This window comes from Pseudomonas fluorescens, from assembly GCF_000730425.1.
GTDB classification, from domain to species: domain Bacteria; phylum Pseudomonadota; class Gammaproteobacteria; order Pseudomonadales; family Pseudomonadaceae; genus Aquipseudomonas; species Aquipseudomonas fluorescens_X.
In genome coordinates this window covers 3,161,227-3,180,905 of the sequence record NZ_CP008896.1, presented here as the reverse complement: position 1 = coordinate 3,180,905, position 19,679 = coordinate 3,161,227, and the positions used below count along the sequence as shown (strand labels likewise).

Here is a 19,679-nt window from a genome sequence, read left to right as displayed (position 1 = left end):
GCCTTTCGAGGCGCTTGAACCCGTAATTGGAGTGCCTCATGGCCAAGAAGATTACCGCTTACATCAAGCTGCAAGTGAAGGCCGCTCAGGCCAACCCTAGCCCACCCGTCGGTCCAGCTCTGGGTCAGCACGGCGTGAACATCATGGAATTCTGCAAGGCCTTCAACGCCCGTACCCAGGGTATTGAGCCAGGTCTGCCGACTCCAGTGATCATCACTGTATATAGCGACCGTAGCTTCACTTTCGAAACCAAGTCGACTCCGGCTTCGGTTCTGTTGAAGAAAGCTGCAGGTCTGACTAGCGGTTCCGCTCGTCCGAACACCGTTAAGGTTGGCACCGTGACTCGTGCTCAGCTGGAAGAAATCGCGAAAACCAAAAACGCGGATCTGACTGCAGCTGATATGGATGCAGCCGTGCGTACCATCGCCGGTTCTGCTCGTAGCATGGGCCTTAACGTGGAGGGTGTGTAATGGCTAAGCTGACCAAGCGCCAAAAGGCTATCGCCGGCAAAATCGAAGCGGGCAAGTCCTACAGCTTTGTAGACGCTGCTGCTCTGCTGACCGAGCTGTCGACTGTCAAGTTCAGCGAGTCCGTTGACGTTGCTGTAAACCTGGGTGTTGACCCGCGTAAATCCGACCAGGTCGTTCGTAGCGCTACTGTGCTGCCACACGGTACTGGCAAGACTGTACGTGTTGCTGTCTTCACCCAAGGCCCGGCAGCTGAAGCTGCTCTGGCCGCTGGCGCCGATCGCGTTGGCATGGACGACCTGGCTGCCGAAATGAAAGGCGGCGACCTGAACTATGACGTAGTTATTGCCTCCCCGGATGCAATGCGCGTTGTAGGTCAGTTGGGTCAGATCCTGGGCCCACGTGGCCTGATGCCTAACCCGAAAGTTGGTACTGTAACTCCAGACGTGGCTACCGCGGTTAAAAACGCCAAGGCTGGTCAGGTTCGTTATCGCACCGACAAAAACGGCATCATTCACACCTCCGTTGGCAAGGTCGGCTTCGACGCCGTCAAGCTGAAGGAAAACGTTGAAGCCCTGATCGCTGATCTGAAGCGTATCAAGCCGGCTTCCTCGAAAGGTATCTACGTCAAGCGCGTTACCCTGAGCACCACTATGGGCCCAGGTCTGGTCATCGACCAAGGCTCGCTGGACGTATAAGACACAAATTGGCGCGAGAGATCGCGCCAATTGAAAGATTGGGGTCCCTGCCTGGCGGGGGCTATCCAAGACCGTAGGCGACGCAAGTCTTAAACCATCAAGCCTACGCAGATGGTGCTCCCGGTTCCTTACCGAATCAGACACCAAAACGACATCCGGCCTAGGCCAGATGAAACGGTAACAAGCAGGAGTTAAACCCGTGGCAATTAATCTCGAAGACAAGAAGGCCATCGTCGCTGAAGTCAACGAGGCTGCCAAAGCTGCTCTGTCCGCTGTCGTGGCTGATGCCCGTGGTGTGACAGTAGGCGCTATGACCGGACTCCGTAAAGAGGCTCGTGAAGCTGGCGTATACGTACGTGTTGTACGTAACACCCTGCTCAAGCGCGCTGTTGCGGACACTGAATACAGTGTTCTCAACGACGTGTTCACTGGCCCGACTCTGATCGCGTTCTCCAAAGATCATCCAGGCGCTGCTGCCCGTTTGTTCAAGGAATTCGCCAAGAGTCAGGATAAGTTCGAGATCAAGGCAGCTGCGTTCGAGGGCAAGTTCCTCGCAGCTAACCAAATCGACGTACTGGCAACACTGCCGACCCGTAACGAAGCTATTTCGCAGCTGATGAGCGTGATTCAAGGCGCTACCAGCAAGCTGGCTCGTACTCTGGCTGCAGTTCGCGAGCAAAAAGAAGCTGCTGCAGCCTAAGGCTGAGCACTTTCTCTCGCGTATTTTTGTTTATTTCGATGGCCGCGTAGGCCGTCCCCCAATTCAGGAAATACAGCAATGTCTATCTCCCAAGACGATATCCTCAACGCCGTAGCTGAAATGTCGGTTCTGCAGGTTGTTGAGCTGATCAAAGCTTTCGAAGAAAAATTCGGCGTTTCCGCTGCCGCTGCTTCCGCTGGTCCAGCTGTTGCTGCCGTCGCTGCTGAAGAGCAAACCGAATTCAACGTCATGCTGCTGGAAGCTGGCGAGAAGAAAGTAAACGTGATCAAGGCAGTACGTGAACTGACCGGTCTGGGCCTGAAAGAAGCCAAGGCAGTCGTTGACGGTGCTCCAGCCCAGGTTCTGGAAGCTGTGTCGAAAGACGCTGCCGACAAAGCCAAAGCTGTTCTGGAAGAAGCAGGCGCTAAAGTCGAGCTGAAGTAAGCATCGACTTTGCGTCTCCAGCCCAAGCGTTAAGCTGAAGGCTGATGGCTGGTGGCTCTTGCCACCGGCCTTTTTCCGTTCTTGGCTGTCGACTCGGTCGCCGCCATTAACGCGCTGTAGCCACCCAATGCGGTGGTGCAAACCAAGGGGTTTGCAAGATTTTCTGGCTGCTCCCGTCGGAGGGGCCAAACAAGCAGGTGACCAAGCTGGGGAACGCTGATGGCTTACTCATATACTGAGAAAAAACGTATCCGCAAGGACTTTAGCAAGTTGCCGGACGTCATGGATGTCCCGTACCTTCTGGCTATCCAGCTGGATTCGTATCGTGAATTCTTGCAGGCGGGAGCGACCAAAGATCAGTTCCGCGACGTGGGCCTGCATGCGGCCTTCAAATCCGTTTTCCCGATCATCAGCTACTCCGGCAATGCTGCGCTGGAGTACGTCGGTTATCGCCTGGGCGAACCGGCATTTGATGTCAAAGAATGCGTGTTGCGCGGTGTTACGTACGCCGTACCTTTGCGGGTAAAAGTCCGTCTGATCATTTTCGACAAAGAGTCGTCGAACAAAGCGATCAAGGACATCAAAGAGCAAGAAGTCTACATGGGCGAAATCCCGTTGATGACTGAGAACGGTACCTTCGTTATCAACGGTACCGAGCGTGTAATCGTTTCCCAGCTGCACCGTTCCCCGGGCGTGTTCTTTGACCACGACCGCGGTAAGACGCACAGCTCCGGCAAGCTCCTGTATTCCGCGCGGATCATTCCGTACCGCGGTTCATGGTTGGACTTCGAGTTCGACCCGAAGGACTGCGTGTTCGTGCGTATCGACCGTCGTCGCAAGCTGCCAGCCTCGGTACTGTTGCGCGCGCTCGGCTATACCACTGAGCAAGTGCTGGACGCGTTCTACACCACCAACGTATTTAGCCTGAAGGATGAAACCCTCAGCCTGGAGCTGATTGCTTCGCGTCTGCGTGGTGAAATTGCCGTCCTGGACATTCAGGATGAAAAGGGCAAGGTCATTGTTGAGGCTGGCCGTCGTATTACTGCGCGCCACATCAACCAGATCGAAAAAGCCGGTATCAAGTCGCTGGACGTGCCCCTGGACTACGTCCTGGGTCGCACTACCGCCAAGGTCATCGTACACCCAGCAACAGGCGAGATCCTGGCTGAGTGCAACACCGAGCTGAACACCGAGATCCTGGCGAAAATCGCCAAGGCCCAGGTTGTTCGCATCGAGACCTTGTACACCAACGATATCGACTGCGGTCCGTTCGTCTCCGACACCCTGAAGATCGACTCCACCAGCAACCAATTGGAAGCGCTGGTCGAGATCTATCGCATGATGCGTCCTGGCGAGCCGCCAACCAAAGACGCTGCCGAGACCCTGTTCAACAACCTGTTCTTCAGCCCTGAGCGCTATGACTTGTCTGCGGTCGGCCGGATGAAGTTCAACCGTCGTATCGGTCGTACCGAGATCGAAGGTTCGGGCGTGTTGTGCAAGGAAGACATCGTTGCGGTCCTGAAGACTCTGGTCGACATCCGTAATGGCAAAGGCATCGTCGATGACATCGACCACCTGGGTAACCGTCGTGTTCGCTGCGTAGGCGAAATGGCCGAGAACCAGTTCCGCGTTGGCCTGGTACGTGTTGAGCGTGCGGTCAAAGAGCGTCTGTCGATGGCTGAAAGCGAAGGCCTGATGCCGCAAGACCTGATCAACGCCAAGCCAGTGGCTGCGGCGGTGAAAGAGTTCTTCGGTTCCAGCCAGCTTTCCCAGTTCATGGACCAGAACAACCCGCTCTCCGAGATCACCCACAAGCGCCGTGTTTCTGCACTGGGCCCGGGCGGTCTGACTCGTGAGCGTGCTGGCTTTGAAGTTCGTGACGTGCACCCGACGCACTACGGTCGTGTTTGCCCGATCGAAACACCGGAAGGTCCGAACATCGGTCTGATCAACTCCCTGGCTGCCTATGCGCGCACCAACCAGTACGGCTTCCTCGAAAGCCCGTACCGTGTGGTGAAAGACGCCTTGGTCACCGACGAGATCGTGTTCCTGTCCGCCATCGAAGAGGCTGATCACGTGATCGCCCAGGCTTCGGCCACGATGAACGATAAGAAAGTCCTGATCGACGAGCTGGTAGCTGTTCGTCACTTGAACGAGTTCACTGTCAAGGCGCCAGAAGACGTCACCTTGATGGACGTCTCGCCCAAGCAGGTAGTTTCGGTTGCAGCGTCGCTGATCCCGTTCCTGGAGCACGATGACGCCAACCGTGCGTTGATGGGTTCCAACATGCAGCGCCAAGCTGTACCGACCCTGCGCGCTGACAAGCCGCTGGTAGGTACCGGTATGGAGCGCAACGTGGCCCGTGACTCCGGCGTTTGCGTCGTGGCTCGTCGTGGCGGCGTGATCGACTCCGTTGATGCCAGCCGTATCGTGGTTCGTGTTGCCGATGATGAAGTTGAAACTGGCGAAGCCGGTGTCGACATCTACAACCTGACCAAATACACCCGTTCGAACCAGAACACCTGCATCAACCAGCGTCCGCTGGTGAGCAAGGGTGATCGCGTTCAGCGTAGCGACATCATGGCCGACGGCCCGTCCACCGATATGGGTGAACTGGCTCTGGGGCAGAACATGCGTATCGCGTTCATGGCATGGAACGGCTTCAACTTCGAAGACTCCATCTGCCTGTCCGAGCGTGTGGTTCAGGAAGACCGCTTCACCACGATCCACATTCAGGAACTGACCTGTGTGGCGCGTGACACCAAGCTTGGGCCTGAGGAAATCACCGCAGACATCCCGAACGTGGGTGAAGCTGCTCTGAACAAGCTGGACGAAGCCGGTATCGTTTACGTAGGTGCTGAAGTCGGCGCTGGCGACATTCTGGTTGGTAAGGTCACTCCGAAAGGCGAGACCCAACTGACTCCGGAAGAAAAACTGCTGCGTGCCATCTTCGGTGAAAAAGCCAGCGACGTTAAAGACACTTCCCTGCGCGTACCTACCGGTACCAAGGGTACTGTCATCGACGTGCAGGTCTTCACCCGCGACGGTGTTGAGCGTGATGCTCGTGCGCTGTCCATCGAGAAGACCCAGCTCGACGAGATCCGCAAGGATCTGAACGAAGAGTTCCGTATCGTTGAAGGCGCGACCTTCGAGCGTCTGCGTTCCGCCCTGGTAGGCCGCAAGGCTGAAGGCGGTGCAGGTCTGAAGAAAGGTCAGGACATCACCGACGAAATCCTCGACGGTCTTGAGCACGGCCAGTGGTTCAAACTGCGCATGGCTGAAGACGCTCTGAACGAGCAGCTCGAGAAGGCCCAGGCCTACATCGTTGATCGCCGCCGTCTGCTGGACGACAAGTTTGAAGACAAGAAGCGCAAACTGCAGCAGGGCGATGACCTGGCTCCGGGTGTGCTGAAGATCGTCAAGGTTTACCTGGCAATCCGTCGTCGCATCCAGCCGGGCGACAAGATGGCCGGTCGTCACGGTAACAAGGGTGTGGTCTCCGTGATCATGCCGGTTGAAGACATGCCGCACGATGCCAATGGCACCCCGGTCGATGTCGTCCTCAACCCGTTGGGCGTACCTTCGCGTATGAACGTTGGTCAGATCCTTGAAACCCACCTGGGCCTCGCGGCCAAAGGTCTGGGCGAGAAGATCAACCGTATGATCGAAGAGCAGCGCAAGGTCGCAGACCTGCGTAAGTTCCTGCACGAGATCTACAACGAGATCGGCGGTCGCAACGAAGAGCTGGACACCTTCTCCGACCAGGAAGTCCTGGATCTGGCGAAGAACCTGCGCGGCGGCGTTCCAATGGCTACCCCGGTGTTCGACGGTGCCAAGGAAAGCGAAATCAAGGCCATGCTGAAACTGGCAGACCTGCCAGAAAGCGGCCAGATGCAGCTGTTCGACGGCCGTACCGGCAACAAGTTCGAGCGCCCGGTTACTGTTGGCTACATGTACATGCTGAAGCTGAACCACTTGGTAGACGACAAGATGCACGCTCGTTCTACCGGTTCGTACAGCCTCGTTACCCAGCAGCCGCTGGGTGGTAAGGCTCAGTTCGGTGGTCAGCGTTTCGGGGAGATGGAGGTCTGGGCACTGGAAGCATACGGTGCGGCATACACTCTGCAAGAAATGCTCACAGTGAAGTCGGACGATGTGAACGGTCGTACCAAGATGTACAAAAACATCGTGGACGGCGATCACCGTATGGAGCCGGGCATGCCCGAGTCCTTCAACGTGTTGATCAAAGAAATTCGTTCCCTCGGCATCGATATCGATCTGGAAACCGAATAACACGTGACGCGAATCGAGAGCGGGGCTGTTTAGCCCGCTCTCTGCTCCGCCAGGAGGAAAGGCCTTGAAAGACCTACTGAATTTGCTGAAAAACCAGGGTCAAGTCGAAGAGTTCGACGCCATCCGTATTGGGTTGGCATCGCCTGAGATGATCCGCTCGTGGTCGTTCGGTGAAGTTAAAAAGCCGGAAACCATCAACTACCGTACGTTCAAGCCTGAGCGTGACGGTCTGTTCTGCGCCAAGATCTTTGGCCCGGTAAAGGATTACGAGTGCCTGTGCGGTAAGTACAAGCGCTTGAAGCACCGTGGTGTGATCTGCGAGAAGTGCGGCGTTGAAGTTGCACTGGCCAAGGTTCGTCGTGAGCGCATGGCGCACATCGAACTGGCTTCGCCGGTTGCCCACATCTGGTTCCTGAAGTCGCTGCCGTCCCGTATCGGCCTGCTGATGGACATGACCCTGCGTGATATCGAGCGCGTTCTCTACTTCGAGAGCTATGTCGTTATCGATCCAGGCATGACCACCCTTGAAAAAGGTCAGTTGCTCAACGACGAGCAGTACTTCGAAGCGCTGGAAGAGTTCGGCGATGATTTCGATGCCCGCATGGGTGCCGAAGCTGTCCGCGAGCTGCTGCACGCTATCGACCTGGAACACGAGATTGGCCGTCTGCGTGAAGAGATTCCGCAAACCAACTCCGAAACCAAGATCAAGAAACTGTCCAAGCGTCTGAAGTTGATGGAAGCCTTCCAGGGTTCCGGCAACCTGCCAGAGTGGATGGTGCTGACCGTTCTGCCGGTTCTGCCGCCAGACCTGCGTCCGCTGGTACCGTTGGACGGTGGTCGTTTCGCGACGTCCGACTTGAACGACCTGTACCGCCGCGTGATCAACCGTAACAACCGTTTGAAGCGCCTGCTTGATCTGTCCGCTCCGGACATCATCGTGCGCAACGAAAAGCGTATGTTGCAAGAAGCGGTCGATGCCTTGCTCGACAACGGCCGTCGCGGTCGCGCTATCACCGGTTCCAACAAGCGTCCTTTGAAATCCCTGGCTGACATGATCAAGGGTAAACAAGGTCGTTTCCGTCAGAACTTGCTCGGTAAGCGTGTTGACTACTCCGGTCGTTCGGTAATTACCGTAGGCCCGACCCTGCGTCTGCACCAGTGCGGTCTGCCTAAGAAGATGGCTCTGGAGTTGTTCAAGCCGTTCATCTTCGGCAAGCTGGAAATGCGCGGTCTCGCGACCACCATCAAAGCGGCCAAGAAAATGGTCGAGCGCGAACTGCCAGAGGTTTGGGACGTTCTTGCTGAAGTGATTCGCGAACACCCGGTTCTCCTCAACCGTGCACCGACCCTTCACCGTCTGGGTATCCAGGCGTTTGAACCGGTACTGATCGAAGGTAAGGCTATCCAGCTGCACCCTCTGGTCTGTGCTGCGTACAACGCCGACTTCGACGGCGACCAAATGGCCGTGCACGTACCGCTGACACTGGAAGCCCAGTTGGAAGCGCGTGCGTTGATGATGTCGACCAACAACATCCTGTCGCCAGCCAACGGTGAGCCAATCATCGTTCCGTCGCAGGACGTTGTATTGGGTCTGTACTACATGACCCGTGAAGCGATCAACGCCAAGGGCGAAGGTCGTGTATTCGCTGACCTGCAAGAAGTTGACCGGGTGTTCCGTGCCGGCGAAGCCGCACTGCACGCCAAGGTCAAGGTGCGGATCCATGAAACCGTCAACGACCGTGACGGTGGCAGCGTGAGCAGCACCCGTATCGTCGACACGACTGTCGGCCGTGCGCTGTTGTATCAGGTTGTGCCAAAAGGTCTGTCTTACGACGTCGTCAACCTGCCGATGAAGAAAAAGGCAATCTCCAAGCTGATCAACCAGTGCTACCGCGTGGTTGGTCTGAAAGAGACCGTGATCTTCGCTGACCAGCTGATGTACACCGGTTTTGCTTATTCGACCATTTCCGGCGTTTCCATCGGTGTTAACGACTTCGTTATCCCGGATGAAAAAGCTCGCATCATCAGTGCTGCCACTGACGAAGTGAAAGAGATCGAGAGCCAGTACGCCTCCGGCCTGGTAACCCAGGGCGAGAAGTACAACAAGGTGATCGACCTTTGGTCCAAGGCCAACGACGAAGTTTCCAAGGCGATGATGGCCAACCTCTCGAAAGAGAAAGTCATCGACCGTCACGGCGTCGAAGTCGATCAAGAGTCTTTCAACTCGATGTACATGATGGCCGACTCGGGCGCACGGGGTTCTGCTGCGCAGATCCGTCAGCTCGCCGGTATGCGTGGCCTGATGGCCAAGCCGGACGGTTCCATCATTGAAACGCCGATTACTGCGAACTTCCGTGAGGGTTTGAGCGTACTTCAGTACTTCATCTCCACACACGGTGCTCGTAAAGGTCTGGCGGATACCGCGTTGAAAACCGCTAACTCCGGTTACCTGACTCGTCGTCTGGTAGACGTTGCGCAAGATCTGGTTGTGACCGAGATCGATTGTGGCACCGAGCACGGCCTGCTGATGACGCCGCACATTGAAGGCGGTGACGTTGTAGAGCCTCTGGGTGAGCGCGTATTGGGTCGTGTTATTGCCCGTGACGTATTCAAGCCCGGCACCGAGGACGTTATCGTTCCTGCTGGCACCCTGGTGGATGAGAAGTGGGTCGAGTTCATCGAACTCAACAGCATCGACGAAGTGATTGTTCGCTCGCCGATCAGCTGCGAAACCCGCTACGGCATCTGCGCCAAGTGCTACGGTCGTGACTTGGCCCGTGGTCACCAGGTGAACATCGGTGAAGCGGTTGGCGTTATTGCTGCCCAGTCCATCGGTGAGCCGGGTACCCAGCTGACCATGCGTACGTTCCACATCGGTGGTGCGGCAAGCCGGACCTCCGCAGCTGACAGCGTTCAGGTGAAGAATGGCGGTACTGTCCGTCTGCACAACCTGAAGCATGTTGAGCGAGTGGATGGCCACCTGGTTGCCGTGTCCCGTTCCGGTGAGCTGGCGATTGCTGATGACTTCGGTCGTGAGCGTGAGCGTTACAAGCTGCCGTACGGTGCTGTGATTTCGGTTAAAGAAGGTGACAAGGTCGACGCTGGCGCAATCGTGGCCAAGTGGGATCCGCACACTCACCCAATCGTTACCGAAATGAAAGGTACCGTGACCTACGTGGGCATGGAAGAAGGCATCACGATCAAGCGTCAGACTGACGAATTGACCGGTATGACCAACATTGAAGTGCTCGATGCCAAAGATCGTCCAGCTGCCGGTAAAGACATCCGTCCTGCTGTGAAGATGGTCGATGACAACGGCAAGGATCTGTTGCTGCCAGGCACTGACGTTATCGCTCAGTACTTCCTGCCAGCCAACGCCCTGGTCGGTGTGGCGGATGGTGCGAAGATCGCGATCGGTGATGTTATCGCGCGTATCCCGCAAGAAACTTCGAAGACCCGTGACATCACCGGTGGTCTGCCGCGTGTTGCTGACTTGTTCGAAGCTCGTCGTCCGAAGGAAGCGTCGATCCTGGCTGAAGTCAGCGGCACCATCGCGTTCGGCAAAGAGACCAAGGGCAAGCGCCGCCTGGTCATTACTCCGAACGACGGTAGCGATCCATATGAAGAGCTGATTCCAAAGTGGCGCCACCTGAACGTCTTCGAAGGCGAACAGGTAAACCGCGGCGAAGTTATCTCCGACGGCCCGAGCGATCCACACGACATCCTGCGTCTGCTGGGTGTGAGTGCGCTGGCCAAGTACATCGTCAATGAGATCCAGGACGTTTACCGTCTGCAGGGCGTGAAGATCAACGATAAGCACATCGAGACCATCCTGCGTCAGATGCTGCGTAAAGTTGAAATCGCTGAATCCGGCGATTCGAGTTTCATCAAGGGCGACCAGATGGAACTGACTCACGTGCTGGTAGAAAACGAGCGTCTGGCAACCGAAGAGAAATTTGTTTCCAAGTTCACTCGCGTGTTGCTGGGTATTACCAAGGCGTCGTTGTCCACTGAATCGTTCATCTCGGCGGCCTCCTTCCAGGAGACCACTCGAGTGCTGACCGAAGCAGCGGTAACCGGCAAGCGCGATTACCTGCGCGGCCTGAAAGAGAACGTGGTTGTGGGTCGTCTGATCCCGGCCGGTACCGGTTTGGCCTACCACAGCGAGCGTAAGCGTCGCCGTGAACTCGACAAACCGTTGCGCGTAAGCGCCAGTGAAGTGGAAGCGGCACTGACCGAAGCGCTGAACTCTAGCGGTAACTGAGTTCTGCGATAAATAAGACCGGGCCCTGGCAGCCCCGTTCGTCGGAACAAGACAGTTTTGTCGGGTTTCGACGGAGGGGGAGGTCGGGGCCTTGCCTTGACTGGGGGCAAGATCCTCTTTAGACTCTTGTACCCCTAAATTTGGCGGGAATTCGTTCCTGCCATTTTGCTTTTCTTGCAAGACAATAGCGTCGCAAGACAACAGTGGAGCTAGTAGATGGCAACTATCAACCAGCTGGTACGTCAGCCGCGTAAGCGTATCGTCGAGAAATCCGACGTACCTGCGCTGCAGAACTGCCCGCAACGTCGTGGCGTATGCACTCGCGTGTATACCACTACGCCGAAAAAACCTAACTCGGCACTGCGTAAAGTATGCCGTGTGCGCCTGACCAACGGTTTCGAGGTTTCCTCGTACATCGGCGGTGAAGGCCACAACCTGCAAGAGCACAGCGTGGTGCTGATCCGCGGCGGTCGTGTAAAAGACTTGCCAGGTGTTCGTTATCACACCGTACGCGGCTCCTTGGATACTTCCGGCGTTAAAGGTCGTAACCAGGGTCGTTCGAAGTACGGTACCAAGAAGCCTAAGTAGTAGCGGCTTTTTGTAAAACTGAATCATCTTATTTTCTGAGTCGATAAGAGTAAGGTCGGAGGCGTCCCGCGAGGGCACCGATTCCGAACGAACCTGAAGACCGTTTGAGGGCTTATCCATGCCAAGAAGACGCGTAGCAGCCAAGCGCGAAGTGCTTGACGATCCAAAATACGGAAGCCAAATCCTGGCCAAGTTCATGAACCACGTGATGGAAAGCGGCAAAAAAGCCGTTGCCGAGCGTATCGTTTATGGCGCGCTGGAAAAGGTTAAAGAACGCAAGAACAGCGACCCCCTGGAAATCTTCGAGAAAGCTCTCGACGCCATCGCTCCGCTGGTCGAAGTGAAGTCGCGCCGTGTAGGCGGTGCTACTTACCAGGTTCCGGTCGAAGTTCGTCCGTCCCGTCGTAACGCCCTGGCAATGCGCTGGTTGGTAGACTTCGCCCGTAAGCGCGGCGAGAAGTCTATGGCCCTGCGTTTGGCCGGCGAGCTGTTGGACGCTGCCGAAGGTAAAGGTGCTGCTGTTAAGAAGCGTGAAGACGTGCACCGTATGGCCGAAGCTAACAAAGCTTTCTCGCACTACCGCTTCTAATCTTAGCTTCACTAATTTTGCGAGGGCTTTATGGCTCGTACTACTCCGATTAGCCGCTACCGTAACATCGGTATCGTCGCTCACGTGGATGCTGGTAAAACCACCACCACCGAGCGCGTACTGTTTTACACCGGCAAAAGTCACAAAATGGGCGAGGTGCATGATGGCGCCGCGACCACAGACTGGATGGTTCAGGAGCAGGAGCGTGGTATTACCATTACTTCTGCTGCTATCACTGCCTTCTGGAAGGGTTCTGCCAAGCAGTACAAAGATGAGCATCGCTTCAACGTAATCGATACCCCGGGCCACGTGGACTTCACTATTGAAGTTGAGCGTTCCCTGCGTGTACTCGATGGCGCGGTCGTTGTCTTCTGTGGTACTTCGGGTGTTGAGCCTCAGTCGGAAACCGTATGGCGTCAAGCCAACAAATACGGTGTTCCGCGTCTTGTTTACGTAAACAAGATGGACCGTGCTGGTGCCAACTTCCTGCGCGTGATCGGTCAGATCAAGCAGCGTCTGGGTCACACTCCGGTGCCAATTCAATTGGCAATCGGTTCCGAAGACAACTTCCAGGGTCAGATCGACCTGATCACCATGGAAGCGGTCTACTGGAATGACGCCGACAAAGGTATGACTCCTCGTCGCGAAGCTATTCCTGCTGAGCTGCAGGAGCTGGCTGACGAGTGGCGCAACAACCTGGTTGAGGCTGCGGCTGAAGCCAGCGAAGAGCTGATGAACAAGTACCTCGAAGGTGAAGAACTCACCAACGTGGAAATCAAGGCTGCTCTGCGCCAGCGTACTATTGCTGGTGAGATCGTCCTGGCTGTTTGTGGTTCTTCCTTCAAGAACAAGGGCGTTCCCCTGGTTCTCGACGCCGTTATCGACTACCTGCCTGCTCCAACTGATATTCCTGCTATCAAGGGTACTAACCCTGATAACGAGGAAGAAGAGATGGAGCGTCATGCTGACGACAACGAGCCGTTCTCGGCTCTGGCGTTCAAGATCGCTACCGACCCATTCGTGGGTACCCTGACTTTCGTCCGTGTTTACTCGGGCGTGTTGGCCTCCGGCGACGGCGTGATCAACTCGGTCAAGGGCAAGAAAGAGCGCGTGGGTCGTATGGTGCAAATGCACGCAAACGCCCGTGAAGAGATCAAGGAGGTGCGCGCTGGTGACATCGCGGCCCTGATCGGCATGAAGGACGTCACCACCGGTGAAACTTTGTGCAATGCTGATAAGCCAATCATCCTGGTTCGCATGGACTTCCCGGAGCCGGTTATTTCGGTTGCCGTAGAGCCTAAGACCAAGGATGACCAGGAAAAAATGGGTATCGCACTGGGCAAGCTTGCTCAGGAAGATCCATCTTTCCGCGTCAAGACTGATGAGGAGACTGGTCAAACGATCATCTCCGGCATGGGCGAGTTGCACCTGGACATCCTGGTTGACCGGATGCGCCGTGAGTTCAACGTCGAAGCCAACATCGGTAAGCCTCAGGTTTCCTATCGTGAGCGCATCACGAAGAACTGTGAAATCGAAGGCAAGTTCGTTCGTCAGTCCGGCGGTCGTGGTCAGTTCGGTCACTGCTGGATCCGTTTTGCTCCTGCTGACGAAGGTCAGGAAGGTCTGCAATTCGTGAACGAAGTAGTGGGTGGTGTTGTTCCTAAGGAATACATCCCTGCTATCCAGAAGGGCATCGAAGAGCAGATGAAGAACGGTGTTGTTGCCGGCTATCCGCTGATCGGCCTTAAAGCAACCGTTTTTGACGGTTCTTACCATGACGTCGACTCCAACGAGATGGCGTTTAAGGTGGCTGCTTCCATGGCAACCAAGCAACTGGCCCAGAAGGGCGGTGGTGAGTTGCTTGAGCCAATCATGGCGGTAGAAGTTGTTACACCTGAAGACTATATGGGTGATGTCATGGGCGACCTTAACCGTCGTCGCGGCATGATCTTGGGTATGGAAGACACGGTTTCCGGCAAAGTGATTCGCGCCGAGGTTCCGTTGGGTGAGATGTTCGGTTATGCGACCGACGTTCGCTCCATGTCCCAGGGTCGCGCAAGCTACTCTATGGAATTCAAAAAATACAACACAGCTCCGGCGCACATCGCTGAAACTGTATCCAAAAAACAAGGCTGATTCAGTCCTTTAGGCAAGGAGTTAATTGTCGTGGCTAAAGAAAAATTTGATCGTTCCCTACCGCACGTCAACGTTGGCACTATCGGTCACGTTGACCATGGTAAAACCACTCTGACTGCTGCTCTGACTCGCGTTTGCTCCGAAGTTTTCGGTTCCGCAATCGTTGATTTCGATAAAATCGACAGCGCGCCAGAAGAAAAAGCTCGTGGTATCACCATCAACACTGCGCACGTTGAATACAACTCGCTGATCCGTCACTACGCTCACGTTGACTGCCCAGGTCACGCCGACTATGTGAAGAACATGATCACCGGTGCTGCCCAGATGGATGGCGCAATCCTGGTTTGCTCGGCCGCTGATGGTCCGATGCCACAAACCCGTGAGCACATCCTGCTGTCCCGTCAGGTAGGCGTTCCGTACATCGTGGTTTACCTGAACAAGGCTGACCTGGTAGACGACGCTGAGCTGCTGGAACTGGTTGAGATGGAAGTGCGTGATCTGCTGAGCACTTACGACTTCCCAGGCGACGACACTCCGATCATCATCGGTTCTGCTCGTATGGCTCTGGAAGGCAAAGACGACAACGAAATGGGCACCACGTCCGTTCGTAAACTGGTTGAGACTCTGGACAGCTACATTCCAGATCCAGTCCGTGTTATCGACAAGCCGTTCCTGATGCCAATCGAAGACGTATTCTCGATCTCTGGTCGCGGTACTGTTGTGACTGGTCGTATCGAGCGCGGTATCGTTAAGGTTCAGGATCCACTGGAAATCGTTGGTCTGCGTGACACTACCGTCACCACCTGCACCGGTGTTGAAATGTTCCGTAAACTGCTCGACGAAGGTCGTGCTGGCGAGAACTGCGGCGTTCTGCTGCGTGGTACCAAGCGTGACGACGTTGAGCGTGGCCAGGTTCTGGTTAAGCCGGGTTCGGTTAAGCCGCACACCAAGTTCGAAGCTGAAGTGTACGTGCTGAGCAAAGAAGAAGGCGGTCGTCACACTCCGTTCTTCAAAGGCTACCGTCCACAGTTCTACTTCCGTACTACTGACGTGACTGGCAACTGCGAACTGCCGGAAGGCGTTGAGATGGTAATGCCGGGCGACAACATCAAAATGGTTGTTACCCTGATCAAAACCATCGCGATGGAAGACGGTCTGCGCTTCGCTATTCGTGAAGGTGGCCGTACCGTTGGTGCTGGTGTTGTAGCTAAAATCATCGAGTAATTATCTCCTCTGAGATAGCTCGGTTTTTTGAGAAGGCCTCCGCTTAGCGGGGGCCTTTTTTATTGGGTTGACACCTATCTGGGGCGTCTATAGAATTGCGCCTCCTTTTAACGGGCGTATTGCGCTCGCTGGGAATAGCAGCCGGAGTCTGAAATCCAATGCAAAATCAGCAAATCCGTATCAGGTTGAAGGCTTTTGACCATCGCCTGATCGACCAATCCACCCAGGAAATCGTGGAAACCGCGAAACGTACTGGTGCTCAAGTGCGTGGTCCAATTCCACTGCCTACCCGTAAAGAGCGGTTCACCGTTCTGGTCTCCCCGCACGTCAACAAAGACGCGCGTGACCAGTACGAGATCCGTACTCATAAGCGCGTACTGGACATCGTCCAGCCAACGGATAAAACCGTTGATGCACTTATGAAGCTCGATCTGGCGGCCGGTGTGGAAGTACAGATCAGCCTCGGCTAAGACTTGGGTCTTAGTCGTGTAACGCTCTGAAATGGGCGGCCATAGCGGGTGAAAGCCCCGTACACTCATGAGGTTTACAACATGACTATTGGTGTAGTCGGTCGTAAATGCGGTATGACCCGTATTTTCACCGAAGAAGGTGTCTCCATTCCGGTCACGGTCATTGAGATCGAGCCGAATCGCGTCACCCAGTTCAAAACTGAAGAAACCGATGGCTATCGTGCAGTGCAAGTCACTGTCGGCGAGCGTCGTGCTTCGCGTGTGACTGCTGCTCAAGCAGGTCACTTCGCTAAAGCAAACGTTGCAGCTGGTCGTACTGTTATGGAGTTCCGTCTCGAAGACGGCGACTACCAGGCTGGCGATCTGATCAACGCTGAAATCTTCGCCGCTGGTCAACTGGTTGATGTAACCGGTCAGTCCAAGGGTAAAGGCTTCCAGGGTACGATCAAGCGTTGGAATTTCCGTGGCCAAGACAACACTCACGGTAACTCCGTTTCCCACCGCGTCCCGGGCTCTATTGGCCAGTGCCAGACTCCTGGTCGTGTATTCAAGGGCAAAAAAATGTCCGGTCATATGGGCGCTGAGCGCGTGACCGTGCAGTCCCTCGAAGTAGTGCGCGTCGACGCTGAACGCAATCTGTTGTTGGTCAAGGGTGCTGTTCCTGGCGCTACTGGCGGCAACCTGGTTGTACGTCCAGCGGCCAAGGCTCGCGGTTAAGGGGAAGCTGACATGCAATTAAATGTAAATGACGCTCAAGCGATCGAAGTTTCCGAACTGACATTTGGCGGCGAATTCAACGAGACGCTCGTTCACCAAGCAGTCGTGGCCTACATGGCCGGCGGCCGTCAAGGTAGCAAGCAGCAAAAGACCCGTTCCGACGTACGTGGTGGCGGTAAGCGCCCTTGGCGTCAGAAAGGTACTGGCCGTGCTCGTGCCGGTACTATCCGTAGCCCAATCTGGCGTGGCGGTGGTACCACTTTCGCAGCTCGTCCGCAGGATCACTCGCAAAAGCTCAACAAGAAGATGTATCGCGCAGCTCTGCGCTCCATCCTTGCTGAACTGGTGCGTACTGACCGTCTGGTCGTGGTTCAGGACTTCGCTGTTGAAAGCCCGAAAACCAAAGATCTGCTGGGCAAACTGAACAACATGAGCCTGACCGATGTTTTGATCGTGTCTGAAGCTGTTGATCAGAACCTGTACCTGGCTGCTCGCAACCTGCCACACGTTGATGTACGTGACGTGCAAGGTTCCGATCCAGTTAGTCTGATCGCATACGACAAGGTGTTGATCACCGTGTCGGCCGTGAAGAAATTCGAGGAGCTGCTGGGATGAACCAGGAACGCGTATTTAAAGTTCTGCTTGGCCCGCACGTTTCCGAAAAGGCTACGGTTCTGGCTGACAAGAAAGGCCAGTTCGTTTTCAAGGTTGCAACTGACGCAACCAAGCTGGAAATCAAGAAGGCCGTCGAAAGCCTGTTCAGCGTGAAAGTGGAGCGTGTTACTACCCTGAATGTTCTGGGTAAGAGCAAGCGCACTGCTCGCGGTCTGGGCAAGCGTAATGACTGGAAGAAGGCAGTTATCTCCCTTCAGCCAGGCCAAGATCTCGATTTCAGCAGCAGTGCTGAGTAAGGAAGGGGTGCATCATGGCAATCGTTAAATGCAAACCGACTTCCCCTGGCCGCCGTTTTGTGGTCAAGGTGGTCAATCAGGAGCTGCATAAAGGCGCTCCTCACGCACCGCTGCTCGAGAAGAAATCGAAGACTGGTGGTCGTAACAACAATGGTCGCATTACCACTCGTCACATCGGTGGTGGCCATAAGCAGCATTATCGTCTGGTCGATTTCCGTCGCAACGACAAAGATGGCATCTCTGCCACTGTCGAGCGTATCGAATACGATCCAAACCGTACTGCTCACATCGCTCTGCTGCTGTACGCAGATGGCGAGCGTCGCTACATCATCGCGCCTAAAGGCGTGAGTGCTGGCGACCAGCTGATCGCAGGTGCCCTGGCGCCGATCAAGCCGGGCAACGCTCTGCAACTGCGTAACATTCCAGTTGGTAGCACCGTACACGGCATCGAATTGAAGCCAGGTAAAGGCGCACAGATCGCTCGTTCCGCTGGTGCTTCGGCTCAGCTGATCGCTCGTGAAGGTGTCTACGTGACCCTGCGTCTGCGTTCTGGTGAGATGCGTAAAGTACTGGCTGAATGCCGTGCGACCCTGGGTGAAGTCTCGAACTCCGAGCACAGCCTGCGTTCGTTGGGTAAAGCTGGTGCCAAACGCTGGCGTGGCGTTCGCCCAACCGTTCGTGGTGTTGCCATGAACCCGGTTGACCACCCACACGGTGGTGGTGAAGGTCGTACCTCTGGTGGTCGTCATCCGGTATCGCCATGGGGCTTCCCGACTAAGGGCGCGAAGACTCGTGGTAATAAGCGTACCGACAAAATGATCGTCCGTCGTCGCAAGTAAATAGAGGGATACGACAGTGCCACGTTCTCTGAAAAAAGGTCCTTTTATTGATCTTCACCTACTGAAGAAGATCGAAGTGGCGGCGGAAAAGAACGATCGCAAACCAGTTAAGACCTGGTCGCGTCGTTCGATGATCCTGCCACAAATGGTCGGTTTGACCATCGCAGTACACAACGGTCGTCAGCACGTCCCAGTTCTCGTTAACGAAGACATGGTCGGCCACAAACTGGGCGAGTTTGCCGGTACCCGCACTTATCGTGGGCACGTGGCAGACAAGAAAGCCAAGCGTTAAGGGGTTAGGAAATGGAAGTAGCCGCTAAGTTGTCGGGCGCTCGAATCTCCGCCCAGAAAGCCCGCTTGGTCGCCGACCAGATCCGCGGGAAGAAGGTGGGCGAAGCGCTCAACTTGTTGGCTTTCAGCAGTAAGAAAGCCGCCGAGATCATGAAGAAAGTGCTGGAGTCGGCCGTAGCCAACGCCGAGCATAACGAAGGCGCAGACGTTGATGACCTGAAGGTCAGCACCGTTTTCGTCAACGAAGGGCGTTCGCTGAAGCGCATCATGCCACGTGCCAAAGGCCGTGCTGATCGCATCGTCAAGCGGTCTTGCCATATCACTGTCAAGGTTGCTGACAAGTAACGGAGTCGAAGAGATGGGTCAGAAAGTACATCCCATTGGCATTCGCCTGGGAATCGTCAAGGAGCACACCTCCGTCTGGTACGCAGACGGTCGGACTTATGCGGACTATTTGTTCGCTGATCTGAAGGTGCGTGAGTATCTCCAAGACAAACTAAAAAGCGCGTCCGTAAGCCGTATCGATATCCATCGTCCGGCCCAAACTGCACGTATCACCATCCACACCGCTCGTCCAGGTATCGTTATCGGGAAGAAGGGTGAGGATGTTGAGAAACTGCGTCAGGACCTGACCAAGCAAATGGGTGTGCCTGTGCACATCAATATCGAAGAGATCCGCAAGCCGGAGCTCGACGGTATGCTGGTTGCGCAGAGCGTAGCTCAGCAGCTGGAGCGCCGCGTAATGTTCCGTCGTGCTATGAAGCGCGCTGTACAGAACGCTATGCGCATTGGTGCCAAGGGCATCAAAATCCAAGTGAGCGGTCGTCTCGGCGGTGCTGAAATCGCACGTACTGAATGGTATCGCGAAGGTCGTGTGCCACTGCACACCCTGCGTGCCGACATCGACTATGCCAACTACGAAGCTCACACCACTTACGGTGTGATCGGTGTAAAGGTTTGGATCTTCAAGGGCGAAGTAATTGGTGGTCGCCAAGAAGAACTGAAACCACAAGCACCAGCGCCTCGTAAAAAAGCTGCTAAGTAAGGG

Annotated in this window: 18 protein-coding genes; all 18 read left to right on the top strand. The window is 55.5% G+C overall.

The window, feature by feature from the left end:
• Nucleotides 1–38: 38 nt before the first annotated feature.
• The 18 genes from rplK (at nucleotide 39) to rpsC (ending at nucleotide 19,676) form a co-directional block, all read left to right on the top strand.
• Complete coding sequence (rplK, locus tag HZ99_RS14140) at nucleotides 39–470, top strand: 50S ribosomal protein L11 (RefSeq protein ID WP_003210097.1); 432 nt, start codon at nucleotides 39–41, stop codon at nucleotides 468–470.
• The gene (gene rplA / locus HZ99_RS14135) at nucleotides 470–1,165 is read left to right on the top strand and encodes a 50S ribosomal protein L1 (RefSeq protein ID WP_028618134.1); all 696 of its coding nucleotides are present in this window, start codon (nucleotides 470–472) and stop codon (nucleotides 1,163–1,165) included. Before rplK ends, rplA begins: the two co-directional genes overlap by 1 nt.
• Nucleotides 1,166–1,364: 199 nt before the next feature.
• On the top strand, nucleotides 1,365–1,865 hold the full coding sequence (rplJ, locus tag HZ99_RS14130) for a 50S ribosomal protein L10 (RefSeq protein ID WP_003176433.1): 501 nt from the start codon (nucleotides 1,365–1,367) through the stop codon (nucleotides 1,863–1,865).
• Nucleotides 1,866–1,943: 78 nt separating this feature from the next.
• Entirely contained in the window at nucleotides 1,944–2,309 is a 366-nt protein-coding gene (gene rplL / locus HZ99_RS14125; RefSeq protein WP_003210093.1) for a 50S ribosomal protein L7/L12, read from the top strand.
• Between the two features lie 219 nt (nucleotides 2,310–2,528).
• Entirely contained in the window at nucleotides 2,529–6,602 is a 4,074-nt protein-coding gene (gene rpoB, locus HZ99_RS14120) for a DNA-directed RNA polymerase subunit beta (RefSeq protein WP_038443744.1), read from the top strand.
• Nucleotides 6,603–6,666: 64 nt separating this feature from the next.
• Nucleotides 6,667–10,866 (top strand): DNA-directed RNA polymerase subunit beta', encoded by a 4,200-nt coding sequence (rpoC, locus tag HZ99_RS14115; RefSeq protein WP_038443742.1) that lies wholly within the window; start codon nucleotides 6,667–6,669, stop codon nucleotides 10,864–10,866.
• Nucleotides 10,867–11,082: 216 nt separating this feature from the next.
• Complete coding sequence (rpsL, locus tag HZ99_RS14110) at nucleotides 11,083–11,454, top strand: 30S ribosomal protein S12 (protein WP_002555494.1); 372 nt, start codon at nucleotides 11,083–11,085, stop codon at nucleotides 11,452–11,454.
• 118 nt (nucleotides 11,455–11,572) lie between these two features.
• On the top strand, nucleotides 11,573–12,043 hold the full coding sequence (rpsG, locus tag HZ99_RS14105; protein WP_002555493.1) for a 30S ribosomal protein S7: 471 nt from the start codon (nucleotides 11,573–11,575) through the stop codon (nucleotides 12,041–12,043).
• Between the two features lie 30 nt (nucleotides 12,044–12,073).
• Nucleotides 12,074–14,179 (top strand): elongation factor G, encoded by a 2,106-nt coding sequence (gene fusA / locus HZ99_RS14100; RefSeq protein ID WP_038443741.1) that lies wholly within the window; start codon nucleotides 12,074–12,076, stop codon nucleotides 14,177–14,179.
• Nucleotides 14,180–14,209: 30 nt separating this feature from the next.
• Entirely contained in the window at nucleotides 14,210–15,403 is a 1,194-nt protein-coding gene (gene tuf / locus HZ99_RS14095; protein WP_003176426.1) for an elongation factor Tu, read from the top strand.
• A gap of 158 nt (nucleotides 15,404–15,561) precedes the next feature.
• Nucleotides 15,562–15,873, top strand: a complete 312-nt coding sequence (gene rpsJ / locus HZ99_RS14090; protein WP_003186070.1) for a 30S ribosomal protein S10 — start codon at nucleotides 15,562–15,564, stop codon at nucleotides 15,871–15,873.
• An 81-nt stretch (nucleotides 15,874–15,954) separates the two neighbouring features.
• Entirely contained in the window at nucleotides 15,955–16,590 is a 636-nt protein-coding gene (rplC, locus tag HZ99_RS14085; RefSeq protein ID WP_003194649.1) for a 50S ribosomal protein L3, read from the top strand.
• Nucleotides 16,591–16,602: 12 nt separating this feature from the next.
• On the top strand, nucleotides 16,603–17,205 hold the full coding sequence (rplD, locus tag HZ99_RS14080; protein ID WP_003176424.1) for a 50S ribosomal protein L4: 603 nt from the start codon (nucleotides 16,603–16,605) through the stop codon (nucleotides 17,203–17,205).
• A complete protein-coding gene (rplW, locus tag HZ99_RS14075; RefSeq protein WP_002555488.1) occupies nucleotides 17,202–17,501 on the top strand; it encodes a 50S ribosomal protein L23 in 300 nt (99 codons plus the stop codon). The genes rplD and rplW overlap by 4 nt, the downstream gene beginning before the upstream one ends.
• 14 nt (nucleotides 17,502–17,515) lie before the next feature.
• Nucleotides 17,516–18,340 carry a 50S ribosomal protein L2 gene (gene rplB / locus HZ99_RS14070; protein WP_003176423.1) on the top strand — a complete coding sequence of 275 codons (825 nt, stop codon included), beginning with the start codon at nucleotides 17,516–17,518 and terminating at the stop codon, nucleotides 18,338–18,340.
• A gap of 16 nt (nucleotides 18,341–18,356) precedes the next feature.
• The gene (gene rpsS / locus HZ99_RS14065; protein ID WP_002555486.1) at nucleotides 18,357–18,632 is read left to right on the top strand and encodes a 30S ribosomal protein S19; all 276 of its coding nucleotides are present in this window, start codon (nucleotides 18,357–18,359) and stop codon (nucleotides 18,630–18,632) included.
• 11 nt (nucleotides 18,633–18,643) lie between these two features.
• A complete protein-coding gene (gene rplV, locus HZ99_RS14060; protein WP_003103908.1) occupies nucleotides 18,644–18,976 on the top strand; it encodes a 50S ribosomal protein L22 in 333 nt (110 codons plus the stop codon).
• Between the two features lie 13 nt (nucleotides 18,977–18,989).
• Nucleotides 18,990–19,676: a 30S ribosomal protein S3 gene (rpsC, locus tag HZ99_RS14055; protein ID WP_003176422.1), complete on the top strand. Its 687-nt coding sequence runs from the start codon at nucleotides 18,990–18,992 to the stop codon at nucleotides 19,674–19,676.
• Nucleotides 19,677–19,679 lie beyond the last annotated feature (3 nt).